The sequence below is a fragment of the Caulobacter segnis genome (assembly GCF_031454995.1).
GTDB lineage: Bacteria > Pseudomonadota > Alphaproteobacteria > Caulobacterales > Caulobacteraceae > Caulobacter > Caulobacter segnis_E.
Genome location: NZ_JAVDRV010000004.1, coordinates 197854 through 209563, shown reverse-complemented (window position 1 = coordinate 209563; position 11710 = coordinate 197854). Strand labels below are relative to the sequence as shown.

Genomic DNA, 11710 nt, shown 5'->3' with positions numbered 1-11710 from the left:
CTCCCGGCGGTCGCCCGCCCCAAAGCTAACACCGTTCACATCTGGATTGACCAGCGTAAATCGTGTCCGCCTGGATCGTGGTCGATCAAACCCGCTATGCTGACACGATCGATTACCTGGAGGCTCCGGTATGCGGCGCGCCCTCGTCCCCCTTGTCCTGCTGGCCCTGACGGCGGCGGGCTGCGCGACCCTGGCGCCGGACGCCACCGACGCGCCGATCCGCTACCGCTGCCAGGCGGGCAAGAGCTTCACGGCCGCCTACGCCCTGCACGGCAAGCGGGTCGTGGTCAGCGCCGGCGGCGTCACACGGACCTTGAAGCTGGCGCGCTCGGGCTCGGGCGCGCGCTACACGGCGGGCCAGGCCGAGATCTGGGGCAAGGGTCCGGACGCCACGCTGAAGGGTTTCCCCGGCGGCCCCTATCGGGATTGCCGGTCGCAGTAGTTCCAAAGGACCCGACGTTGGACTCTTTTCCCGCCTATTTCCCCCTGGCCGGGCGCAAGGTCGTGATCGCCGGTTCGGGCGAGCCGGCCGAGGCCAAGGCCCGGCTGTTCGAAGGCTCCCCCGCCGCGGTCGTGCGCCTGGAAGGCCCGGAGGCCTTCGCCGCCGACGCCTATCGGGACGCCGTCCTGGTGTTCGTGGGCGACGCCGACGAGGCCTTCGTCCAGGCGGCCGTCGCCGCGGCGCGGGCGGCTGGCGCGCTGGTCAACGTCGTCGATCGCCCCGCCCTCTGCGACTTCAACACGCCCGCCATTATCGACCGGGGCCAGGTCGTGGCGGCGGTCGGGACGGGCGGCTCGGCGCCGGTCATGGCGACGCTCTTGCGCAACGCCATCGAGACGCAGGTCCCCGAAGGCGTCGGTCGGGTCGCCGCCCTGCTCTCCCGATTCCAGGACGAGGTGCGCCGCGCCCTGCCGGTGCTGCACGAACGGCGCGCCTTCCTCCGCGCGGCCGTGCGCGGCCCGGCGGCGGAGGCCGCCCTGGCCGGCGACATGGCCCAGGCCGAGGCCCTGCTCCGCGAGGCCCTGGCCAACGGCGAAGCCCGCGCCGGCGGCGTGAAGCTGTTGGCCGCCGACGGGCCGGTCGATCTCCTGAGCCTGCGAGCGGTCCGCGCCCTCGGAACCGCCGACGTCGTGGTCATCGACGCGGCCGCCGATCCGGAGGTCGTCCGCCTGGCCCGCCGCGACGTCGAGCGGCTGGCGCCGGGCGAGGCCGACGCCGACCATCTGGCGTCTCTGGCGCGCGAAGGCCGTCAGGTCGTCTGGCTGCGCGCGGGACCGGTCTCGCCCGCGACGCTCGAGGCGCTGACGGCCGCGGGCGTCATCGTCGACATCCTGCCCGTGGCGAGGTCGGACGGAGCACGGCGCTAGTCCAGCGGCCGCCCCTTGGTCTCCGGCAGGAAGAACACCGTGGTCAGCACGCTGATCAGGGTGAAGGCCACCGGGTACCAGAGACCGGCGTAGATATCGCCGACGGCGGTGACGATGGCGAAGGCGAAAAAGGGCACGAAGCCGCCGACCCAGCCCGTGCCGATATGGTAGGGCAACGATAGCGCCGTGTAGCGCACGCGGGTTGGGAAGAGCTCGACCAAGCTCGCCGCCAACGGACCGAACAGGGCCGTGGCCGCGATCACGAACACGAACAGCACCCCCAGGATCATCGGCCGGTTCATCCGGGCCGGGTCGGCCTTGGCCGGATAGCCGGCGTCGGCCAGGGCCGCCTTGATCCTGGCCTCGACCGCCGCCTTGACGACCTTGGCCTCGGTCTTGGGCAAGCCCTTGGCGCTCTGGGACACGACCTCGACGCCGCCGACCTTCATGGTCGCCGCGGTTCCGGCCGGGGCCTTCTGGTTAGCGTAGGAAACGCCGGCGTTGGCCAGGGCGCTCTTGACGATGTCGCAGGCGGTGACGAAGGCCGCCTTGCCCACCGGGTCGAACTGCAGCGAGCAGTCCTTCGGATCGGCGACCACCACCACGGGCGCGCGGGCGCTGGCTTCGGCGAGCGCGGGGTTGGCGGCCTTTTCCAAGAGGTGGAAGCCGGGGAAGTAGAACAAGAGCGCCAAGGTCATGCCGCCCAGCATCACGGGCTTGCGGCCGATCCGGTCCGACAACCAGCCGAACACGACGTAGAAGACGGCGCTGATCGCCGTGGCGGTCATCATCAAGCCGTTGATGTCGACTGGATCGACCTTCAGGAACTTCTCCATGAAGGTCTGGACGTAGAAGAAGCTGGTGTACCAGACCGCCCCCTGCGCCGACATCACGGCGAAGAAGGCCAGCAGAACCAGTTTCAGGTTCTTCCATTGGCCGAACGCCTCGGCATAGGGCGCCTTGGAGGCTTCGCCCTCGGCCTTCATGGCCTCGAAGGCGGGGCTTTCGGTCAGCTTCATCCGCATCCACACCGAGACACCCAGCAGGCCTATCGAGACGGCGAACGGGATGCGCCAGCCCCAGGCGTCGAAGGCTTCCGGTCCGACATGAACGCCGAGGACCCAGCGGGTGAGCAGGATCACCAGGAGGGCGCCGAACAGGCCGAACGCGGCCGAGGTCTGCACCCAGGAGGTGGACCAGCCCCGCTGGTGCGGCGGCGAGTGTTCGGCGACATAGATCGCCGCGCCGCCGTACTCGCCGCCGAGGGCGAAGCCCTGCACGCAGCGCATCAACACGAGCAGGATCGGCGAGATGATCCCCGCCTGCTGATAGGTCGGCAGGAAGGCGATGGCGAAGGTCGCGCCGCCCATCAGCAGCACGGTGGCCAGGAACGCCCCCTTGCGGCCGGCCTGGTCGCCGATCTTGCCGAACACCAGGGCGCCCAGCGGGCGGAACGCGAAGCCCACCCCGAACAGGGCCAGGGCGGCGATGTAGCCCGCCGTCTCGGGCAGGCCGGCGAAGAAGGTCTTGGAGATGACCTGGGCCAGGCTGCCGAAGATGAAGAAGTCGTACCACTCGAACGCGGTGCCGGCCGAGGACGCCGCCACCACGGTGCGCATCGAGGCGCGTTCCTGACTTTGGTCAGCCATATGTTCCCCCCGATTTTCTCCTGCTTTAGCGCGCTTCAGCCAGCCGGGGAAAGAGGCGGAACGTTGTTAGGCGAACGCGCCTAGCGAAGCGCCCGCGCCGGATGCCCCATTGTTCGACAGACGGAGAATCTCGGCGACCAGGGCGGTTGGGGAAATAGGCTTGGCGGCGACGCCGTCCATGCCCGCGGCGCGGTAGGCGGCGCGCTGATGGGCCATGACATTGGCGGTTAGGGCGACGATCGGCGCCCGCCCGGCCGGGCCAGGCAGCGCGCGAATCCGACGGGCCGCCTCGAGCCCGTCCATGCCGGGCATCTGCACGTCCATCAGGATCAGGTCGAAGCCGCCGTCGCGCGCGGCGGCGACGCCGGCGGCGCCATCGTCGGCCACCGTGACCGCCGCGCCGAGCTGCTCGAGGATGCGCCGAGCCACTAGTTGGTTGGTGGCGTTGTCCTCGACCACCAGCACGCGCAGGCCCGCCAGCAGGTCCTCGGCGGCGGCTTCCGCGCCTTCGGGCGGCGCGGCGACCGGGGCGGCGATGGTCAGGCTGAAGGTCGCGCCGGCGCCTGGCTTGGAGCTGAAGGTGATGTCTCCCCCCAGCATGCGCGCGAGATTTCGGCTGATGGTCAGGCCCAGTCCCGATCCGCCGAACCGACGCGTGGTGCTGGCGTCGCCCTGCTGGAAGCGTTCGAACAATCGCGCCTGGGCCGCCAGCGGCACGCCGACGCCGGTGTCGATCACGTCGAAGACCAGGCGCTGGTCGTCGGGCGCTCCAAGCCTTCGCACCCGCACGGTGACCGAGCCCTTGACCGTGAACTTCACCGCGTTGCCGATCAGGTTGAACAGCGCCTGACGCACCCGGGTCGCGTCGGTCTCGATCCAGCCCAGGTTCTGAACGATGTCGAGATCCAGCCGCAGCCCCTTCTCGGACGCCGGACCCGCCAGCAGCCGGACCACGCCGCGCGCCAGCTCGGCGGGATCCACCGCCTCGTGGCTCAGCTCAAGCCGCCCGGCTTCGATGCGGGAAATGTCGATCACGTCGTCGAGCAGGGTGGAGAGCATTTGACCCGCCGCGAGCGCCTCCCCCAGCAGGTCGGCGTTCTCGCCGGCCGGCAGCTCGCGCTTGAGGACATGCAGCACGCCCAGGACGCCGTTCATCGGCGTGCGGATTTCATGACTCATATTGGCCAGGAACTGCGCCTTGGCCTCGCTGGCGGACTGTGCCGCGCGTTCGGCCGCCACCAGGGCCAGCTCGGCCCGCTTGTGTTCGTCTATATCGAGGACCAGACCGAACGCCTTGCGCGGACGGCCGGTGGGATCGCGTCGAACCTCGTGGAAGACCCTGATCCAGCGGGTCTCGCCTTCGGGCGGGCAAAGCCGCACATCGTATTCGTGCGCGCCGGTGTCGCCCTGTCGCCGCCACTCCGCCGCGGCGGCGTAGAGCTTCCGCCGATCCTCGGGATGGATCATCGGCCAGATCGCTTCGCGGACATCGTCGTAACCGACGCGCCGTCCCATCATCCGGTGAAACTCGGGCGAGCCCCAGAAGCTCTCGCGCTCGTGGTCGATCTCGTAGACACCGGCCCGGGCCGCGCCCAAGGCCACCTTCAGACGACGCGCGTTGATCCGCGCTTCCCGCCGCGCCGCCGCCAGCGCCGTCACCTCGTCCATGTAGGTGATGACGCCGACGATCTCGCCTTTCACGTCGCGCCAGGGGCGCGCTTCCCAACGCAGGCAATGCGCCTCGCCCTCGGCGTCGCGGAGGCGGTCCTCGCGGCGCGTCACCGTTTCGCCCGACAGCGCCCGCGCGACACCGGCCACGAAACGGCGCCGGCCGCCGCCCGTCAGCTCGTCCAGGGATTTGCCGATCACGTCCGCTTCGGACGCCTTGAAGATCTCGAGAAACTTGGGACTGACCAGGCGAAGGCGCATGTCGACGTCGTAGACGCCGACCGCGAACGGCGCGTCCTCGATCAGGCGGCGGGCGCGGCGCTCGCTCCAGATGGCCTTGTCGCGGCTGCGCGCCACGTCGGTGATGTTCTGTGAAATGCCCTTGAGGGCGTGGAGGCCGCCCGCGCGCGGCTCGGCGCGATAGGTGCCGCGGAAGGTCAGCCAGCGGCCGTGATGACCGCGCACGCGATACTCCATCGATCCGCCTTCGCCCCTCTCGACCGCCCGGCCGAAGGCTTCCATGACCTTGGCGCGGTGTTCCGGCGCGATACGGTCGAAGAACTGGGACGGCGTGGCGATGTCGGCCGGCGTCAGTCCCAGCGCCGCCACGGCGTCGGGCGTCCAGTCGATCCGGCCTTGCTCGGGTTCGTAGCTCCAGATGCCGATGCCGGCGGCCTCGGCCAGCATCTCGTGGGTGCGGCGAGCGGCCTCCAGTTCGAGCCGCGCCTCGACCTCGCCCGAGATGTCGTGCATCAGCCCGATCATCTCGCCACGCGGCCCCAGACGAGAGCGGCCCTGCAGCCAGACCCAGCGGCCGTCCTTGCAGAGAACCCGAACCTCGTTGATCGCCGATCCCGTCTCGCGCAGACGGCGCGAGGAGGCGATCAGTTCGGCGTGGCTGTCGGGATGGACGAACTTGATGGTCGGATGCCCCACCAGCTCATCGGCCGACCAGCCGGTGAGCATGGTCCAGGCGGCGTTGACCCTGACGAACCGCCCCTCCGGTGAAACGACGGTGAAGAGATCGCTGGCGTTGTCGAAGAACCAGCGCGCGGCCTCGGCCTCGTCGAAAGACGAGGGCCCGCGCGCTGTCGCTTGCGCGCCGTCCGACTTGATCGCCGTCTCCGACATTCAGTCTCCGCCAAGTTGGGCGGATCGTGCGGCGCAACCGTAAACTTTAGGTTCGCGATAGCGGCGTTCTTCCAACGACGCGACCGAAATCCGTCAGACCTCGGCCCACTGCCGAAGCAGGTTGTGATAGACGCCGGTCAGGGAAAGGATGCCCTCCTCGTCCTGATCGACCTTGCGCGACAGGCGCTGGATGGCGACGTCCATGTCCAGCAGCAGGGCGCGCTTGACGTCGTCGCGCACCAGGCTCTGGATCCAGAAGAAGCTCGCCACCCGCGCGCCGCGCGTGACCGGCGTGACGTGGTGCAGGCTGGTGCTGGGATAGAGGATCGCGTCCCCCGCGCCCAACTTGACGACGTGGTCGCCATAGAGGTCGTTCACGACCAGTTCGCCGCCGTCATAGTCCTCGGGCTCGGCCAGGAAGAGCGTGCAGGACAGGTCCGTGCGCAGCCGCTGGCCGGTCACGGGATCGCGGCGGATCGAGTTGTCGACATGGTCCTTGAAACCCATGCCCTCGCCGTAGCGGTTGAACATCGGCGACAGGATGGTGTGTGGCAGGGCGGCCGAGACGAACAACGGATTGGACTGCAGCGCCTGCACGATGATCGCCCCGACCTGTCGGGCCTCGGCGCTCTCCTGCGGCAGTTGCTCGTTGTTCTTGGCGCGCGCGGCCTGGAAGCCGGAGGTCACGTTGCCGTCGACCCAGGGACCGGCGTCGAGGATCGCGCGGCATTCGGCGACTTGGGCCTTGGTCAGCGCCTCGGGGATCTGCAGCATCATGAGCGACATCCTATTTGCGAACCATTCCTATCTGTATGGGCCGGCATCGCCCTTGATCCGGATCAGATCATCGCCTGGATCGAAAGGAAAAACGCCCCGACCGACGCAAGCCGGGCGGGGCGTTGATATGAAGCACCGTGAGGGGAGGATCAGTACTTCACATTCAAGGTCAGGATCGCTTGGCGGCCCGGCGCCGGATCGGCGTGGTGCACGCCGTTGGTCCGCAGAATGTAGCGCTCGTCCGTCAGGTTCTGAACGTTGAGCTGCAGGCTGGCCGTCTTGTTGATGGTCCACGAGGCGAAGGCGTCGTAGCGGGTGTACGACGGCGCGAAGACCTTGTTGGTCCCGCCGCCGGCGCCGCCCTGGTTGCCGCCGAACATCTTCGACACGTAGTAGACGCCGCCGCCGACCGACAGCCGCGGCAGCACGCGGTAGGTCGTGAACAGGCTGACGGTGTTCTTGGGCGTATTGGCCAGCGGATCGCCGATGTTGACGCTGGTGTAGGGGCCCTTCACCAGCTCGCTGTCCATGTAGGTGTAGCCGCCGAACACCTGCCAGGCGCGGGTCACATAGCCCGAGACGCCAATCTCGACGCCTTGCACGCGCACTTCGCCGGCCTGGGCGACCTCGGTCGCGCTGAGCGCGATCTGGGCGTTCTTGCGCTCGGTGCGGAAGACCGCGCCAGACAAAGCCAGCTTGTCGTTGAAGACGTTCCACTTGGCGCCAGCTTCGATGCTGGTGGTGTCCTCGGGATCCAGCACGACCTGAGCCGGCGACGCCGCCGTATTCTGGTCGCCGCCGGCGATGTTCGGCGGCGTCGAGGACGTGGCGTACGAGACGTAGAGGCTGCTGGACGGGGTCGGCTTGTAGTTCAGGCCGATCTGGTAGTTGACGAAGTCCCAGCTGGCCTTGGGCAGGTTGGTGTAGGTCACGCCCGTCACGACGCCGTTGGCGCTGGTGGCGGCGGCGTTGACGCCCTGGGTCGAATAGTCGTCGTAGCGGACGCCGACGTTCAGCAGCAGCTTGTCGGTCAGGTCGATCGTGTCGAAGGCGTAGATCGAACCGTTGCGGGTCTTCGAGGTCGAGAGCGGACCTCGGTTGATCACGCCGGTCCAGGCGTCGCCCGGATTGGGCGCGTAGAGCCGCGTGCAGTCACCCGTTCCCGCGCCGGTGAAGCCAGCCGGGCAGGCCGCGCCCGCCGTCGTGAAGATCACGTAGCTCGTGTTGTCATTGACCTCGCGCGACAGCTCCACGCCGATGTTGAAGCGGTTCTTCAGGCCGGCCAGTTCGAACTTGCCGGTCAGATCGGTCACGAAGGCGGTGGTGGTCGTCTCGTTCCAGCGCGACTTGGTCCCGCGCTTCATCCACCACTCGCCGGCCACGAACTGGGCCGCGCCGCCGTCGCCGGGGTTGGTGACCAGGTAGTCGTTCCGCGTCTTGCCGTAACGGACCACCTGACGGATCGCGAGGTCATCGTTGATCTCATGGCGGACAGCGACCGTGGCGATATCGGCCTTGGTCTTCATCCAGTCGCGCTCCAGGCCGTAGTAGGCGTCGCGCGAAACGTCGAGAATGCCGCTGGCTGGACGAGTCCGGCTGTCCGTGCCGGCGACGCCCCAGGTGCGCTTGGAGGCCAGCGGGATGCCGTAGTCCGGATCCTGGTCGGTATCCAGGTGATAGTAGCTCAGCGTCGCCTGGGTGTCGGTGTCGATCCCGAAGGCCAGCGAGGGCGCGACGCCCCAGCGCTTGAAATCCACGCCGTCACGTCCCGGCGTGTCGCCGCCGGTCGCCATCAGGTTCAGGCGGAAGGCCGCGTTCTTGGCGAAGGCATAGTTGCCGTCGGCCGTGACGCGATAATACTGGTCCGTACCGGCGGCGGCGGAACCGCCCACGAAGCTCTCGGCCTTGGGAGTCTTGGACGACAGATTGATGCTGCCGCCGCCCGAACCGCGGCCGCTATAGACCGAGTCCGGCCCCTTGATCACTTCGACCTGTTCGAGGTTGAACACCTCCCGCGTCTGACCGCCCGTGTCGCGCACGCCGTCGACGAAGACGTTGTTGCCCGAGCTCTGGCCGCGGATAAACGGACGATCGGCCAGCGGCTGACCGCCCTCGCCGGCGCCGAAGGTGATGCCGGGCGAGGTGCGCAGGATGTCCTGCAACGAGGTCGCGGCGGTCTGCTCGATGATCATGGACGGGATGACGGTCACCGAACGCGGCGTGTCCAGCAGCGGCGCGGTGAACTTGCTCGACGAGGGATCGGCCACGCGCTTGGCGTCGATCTTCACCGACGAGACCTCGGTGCTGTCGGCGGGCGCCGTGGCGATCGGGGCGGCGGCGTCCACGGCGGCGGCCGAGGCGGCCTGAGCCAGGCCAAGGCCCGCGAGGCCGGCGACGGCGGCGGCGCCCAGGGCGCGGCGTGGCCGGCTCACGATGCCGGCGAAGGTCGGATTACGCATATTGATCTTTCCCCAGAGAGCGCTTGGTGGCCCTTCCTGAAATTGCGAAGCGTTCTTATCGAGCTTGAGACGCGCTCGCAATGATAATCGCTCGCAATTGCGATTTCCGTGTCGCGTTGATGACCCCGCGCTCCCCTCGCCAGCCCTTGTGTGCTAAGGGGTGGCGTTCGCGCGACTGGCGTTCGGAGGGAAACGACCCTCGGGAAGCGCGGACGTTCAAAGCCGTTCGCCTGGGCGTCCCTCCCTATCGAAAACGGAGCCGCGCCATGCCCGACGCCAAGACCTGGATCGCTTTCACGCTTATCTGCCTGGGGATGGCCCTGACCCCAGGGCCGAACATGCTCTATCTGGTCAGCCGTTCGATCTGCCAGGGCCGCTGGGCCGGGATCGTGTCGCTGATCGGCACGGCCGCCGGCTTCATCGTCTATCTGTTGTGCGCGGCCCTGGGCATCACCGCGCTCCTGATGGCCGCGCCGATCGCCTATGACGCCCTGCGGTTCGGCGGCGCGCTCTATCTGGCCTGGCTGGCCTGGCAGGCGATCCGGCCGGGCGGCGCCGCGCCCTTCCAGGTCCGCGACCTGCCCAAGGACAGCCCCGCCAAGCTGATCAGCATGGGCTTCCTGACCAATCTGCTGAACCCCAAGGCGGCCATGCTCTATCTGTCGCTGCTGCCGCAGTTCATCCACCCCGGGCAGGGCGGCGTCTTCAGCCAGTCCCTGGCCCTGGGCCTGACCCAGATCGGCGTCAGCATCACCATCAACGGCGCCATATGCCTGGCCGCCGGATCCATCGCCGGCTTCCTGGCCCAGCGACCGGGCTTCGCGATCGTCCAGCGCTGGCTGATGGCGACGGTGCTCGGCGGCCTGGCCGTGCGCATGGCCACCGAGGCCCGGCGCTGAGCCACGGCTTGACGGAGACGTCGACGCGGGTCCCTATCCGCGCCGACCGACCCGCCGGAGCCGCCCATGAAGACCGCCCTTGTCGCCGCCGTCGCGTCTCTGGCCCTCGCCGGAGCAGCCCAGGCTTCGGACCTAAAGTCGTGCGCGGTTCCGATCTCGGTCACTCCGGCCCCGTCCGAGGTCCCGCCGCCGAACGAGATCCACACGGACGTCCCGATCGCCGCCTACCTGCTGGCGCTGTACTGGTCGCCGGAGGCCTGCCGGGCCGGCATCCCGGAGTCCGACAAGGCGATCCAGTGCCAGGCCAACAGTTTCGGCTTCACGGTGCACGGCCTATGGCCGAACGGGCCGGATAGGGTTCATCCTCGCTACTGCCGTCCCAGCCCGCCGATGAGCCCCGCCACCGTCAAGGCCAACCTGTGCATGACGCCTTCGCCCTGGCTGCTGCAACACGAGTGGCAGGCGCACGGCACGTGCAAGTGGGAGACGCCCGAGGCCTATTTCAAGAAGGCCCGCAAGATCCGCGAGAAGCTGAACGTGCCGGACCTCGATCCCGGCGCCGACGGGATCATGATGGCGGGCGAAATCCGCAAGGCGTTCCTCGAGCGCAATCGCAAGCTCTCGCCGGAGGGCCTCAACGTCCGCGTCAAGGACGGCCACCTGACAGAGGTCTGGGTCTGCATGGACCTGAAATTCAAGTGGGCCGCCTGTCGCGGCGGCAATGGCGTTCCCGACATGGCGGTCGTGAAGGTCACGCCGAAGCGGGGATAAAATCCTTCTCCCCTTGCGGGAGAAGGTGTCGCTGGAAGCGACGGATGAGGGGTCGCGCCGTTCATTTCGAGCGCCCCCTCACCCGACCCGCTTAGCGGGCCACCCTCTCCCGCGTGGGGAGAGGGAAACACGCATCGACCTCAACCCTCGATGAAGGTCAGCAGGTCGCGGTTGATGGTCTCGGCTTCCGTGGTGGCCATGCCGTGCGGGAAGCCCGGATAGGTGATCAGCTTGCCGGTCTTGACCAGCTTGATGGCTAGCTCGGCGCTGTCGGCGATCGGGACGATCTGGTCGTCCTCGCCGTGCAGGATCAGGACCGGGACGTCGATCGCCTTGAGGTCTTCGGTGAAGTCGGTCTCCGAGAAGGCGGTGATGCAGTCGTAGTGGGCCTTGGCGCCGCCCATCATGCCCTGGCGCCACCAGTTCTCCACCGTCGCCGGCGAGACCTTCGCGCCGTCGCGGTTAAAGCCGTAGAACGGGCCGGCGGCCACGTCGTGGAAGAATTGGGCGCGGTTGGCCAGCAGGGCCGCGCGGAAGCCGTCGAAGACCTCCAGCGGCAGGCCGCCGGGATTGGCGGGCGTCTTCAGCATGATCGGCGGCACCGCGCCGATCAGCACGGCCTTGGCGACGCGGCCAGGCTCGGCGCGGGCCACGTAGCGGGCGACTTCGCCGCCGCCGGTCGAGTGACCGATGTGGATGGCGTTTTTCAGGTCCAGATGCCTGGCCAGCGCGATGACGTCGGCGGCGTAGGTGTCCATCTCGTTGCCGGTGTCGGTCTGGCTGGAGCGCCCGTGACCGCGGCGGTCATGGGCGATGACGCGGTAGCCCTTGTTCAGGAAGAACATCATCTGGGCGTCCCAGTCGTCCGACGACAGCGGCCATCCGTGGTGGAACACGATCGGCTGGGCGGTCTTGGGACCCCAGTCCTTGAAGAAGATCTGGGCGCCGTCGTTGGTGGTGAAGAAGCCGCTGCTCATATCCGTTATTC

9 protein-coding genes, 1 pseudogene and 1 riboswitch are annotated in these 11710 nt (G+C 68.3%); of the genes and pseudogenes, 5 read left to right on the top strand and 5 right to left on the bottom strand.

Annotated features, from left to right (window positions below; all coding sequences use genetic code 11):
• Positions 1 to 130 precede the first annotated feature (130 nt).
• Positions 131 to 442: an MliC family protein gene (locus J2728_RS15310; protein ID WP_310000484.1), complete on the top strand. Its 312-nt coding sequence runs from the start codon at positions 131 to 133 to the stop codon at positions 440 to 442.
• Between the two features lie 17 nt (positions 443 to 459).
• Positions 460 to 1368 (top strand): NAD(P)-dependent oxidoreductase, encoded by a 909-nt coding sequence (locus J2728_RS15305; RefSeq protein ID WP_310000482.1) that lies wholly within the window; start codon positions 460 to 462, stop codon positions 1366 to 1368.
• Here the strand turns inward: J2728_RS15305 and J2728_RS15300 are convergent.
• The 4 genes from J2728_RS15300 to J2728_RS15285 form a co-directional block, all read right to left on the bottom strand.
• Positions 1365 to 3017, bottom strand: a complete 1653-nt coding sequence (locus J2728_RS15300; RefSeq protein ID WP_310000480.1) for an MFS transporter — start codon at positions 3015 to 3017, stop codon at positions 1365 to 1367. The two genes, J2728_RS15305 and J2728_RS15300, sit on opposite strands and share 4 nt — an antisense overlap.
• Positions 3018 to 3083: 66 nt before the next feature.
• Positions 3084 to 5816 (bottom strand): PAS domain-containing hybrid sensor histidine kinase/response regulator, encoded by a 2733-nt coding sequence (locus J2728_RS15295; protein ID WP_310000477.1) that lies wholly within the window; start codon positions 5814 to 5816, stop codon positions 3084 to 3086.
• A 93-nt stretch (positions 5817 to 5909) separates the two neighbouring features.
• Entirely contained in the window at positions 5910 to 6593 is a 684-nt protein-coding gene (locus tag J2728_RS15290) for a Fe2+-dependent dioxygenase (protein ID WP_310000474.1), read from the bottom strand.
• 149 nt (positions 6594 to 6742) lie between these two features.
• Complete coding sequence (locus tag J2728_RS15285) at positions 6743 to 9052, bottom strand: TonB-dependent receptor (protein WP_310000472.1); 2310 nt, start codon at positions 9050 to 9052, stop codon at positions 6743 to 6745.
• Positions 9053 to 9213: 161 nt separating this feature from the next.
• Positions 9214 to 9295, top strand: a riboswitch (ZMP/ZTP riboswitch).
• A gap of 23 nt (positions 9296 to 9318) precedes the next feature.
• Here J2728_RS15285 and J2728_RS15280 point away from each other — a divergent pair.
• The 3 genes and pseudogenes from J2728_RS15280 to J2728_RS15270 all read left to right on the top strand — a co-directional run.
• Positions 9319 to 9951: a LysE family translocator gene (locus J2728_RS15280; RefSeq protein ID WP_310000469.1), complete on the top strand. Its 633-nt coding sequence runs from the start codon at positions 9319 to 9321 to the stop codon at positions 9949 to 9951.
• 66 nt (positions 9952 to 10017) lie between these two features.
• Positions 10018 to 10722, top strand: coding sequence for a ribonuclease T2 (locus tag J2728_RS15275; RefSeq protein WP_310000466.1), 705 nt, complete (start codon positions 10018 to 10020; stop codon positions 10720 to 10722).
• A 1-nt stretch (position 10723) separates the two neighbouring features.
• Positions 10724 to 10854, top strand: a pseudogene (locus tag J2728_RS15270) (hypothetical protein); the annotation flags it as partial.
• An 8-nt stretch (positions 10855 to 10862) separates the two neighbouring features.
• Here the strand turns inward: J2728_RS15270 and J2728_RS15265 are convergent.
• Entirely contained in the window at positions 10863 to 11699 is an 837-nt protein-coding gene (locus J2728_RS15265) for an alpha/beta fold hydrolase (RefSeq protein WP_310000463.1), read from the bottom strand.
• Positions 11700 to 11710: the final 11 nt, after the last annotated feature.

Coding starts and splice junctions, on each gene's coding strand:
- J2728_RS15295 (WP_310000477.1), bottom strand. CDS start 5,816: ATGTCGGAGACGGCGATCAAGTCGGACGGCGCGCAAGCGACAGCGCGC.
- J2728_RS15275 (WP_310000466.1), top strand. CDS start 10,018: ATGAAGACCGCCCTTGTCGCCGCCGTCGCGTCTCTGGCCCTCGCCGGA.
- J2728_RS15300 (WP_310000480.1), bottom strand. CDS start 3,017: ATGGCTGACCAAAGTCAGGAACGCGCCTCGATGCGCACCGTGGTGGCG.
- J2728_RS15290 (WP_310000474.1), bottom strand. CDS start 6,593: ATGATGCTGCAGATCCCCGAGGCGCTGACCAAGGCCCAAGTCGCCGAA.
- J2728_RS15280 (WP_310000469.1), top strand. CDS start 9,319: ATGCCCGACGCCAAGACCTGGATCGCTTTCACGCTTATCTGCCTGGGG.
- J2728_RS15310 (WP_310000484.1), top strand. CDS start 131: ATGCGGCGCGCCCTCGTCCCCCTTGTCCTGCTGGCCCTGACGGCGGCG.
- J2728_RS15265 (WP_310000463.1), bottom strand. CDS start 11,699: ATGAGCAGCGGCTTCTTCACCACCAACGACGGCGCCCAGATCTTCTTC.
- J2728_RS15285 (WP_310000472.1), bottom strand. CDS start 9,052: ATGCGTAATCCGACCTTCGCCGGCATCGTGAGCCGGCCACGCCGCGCC.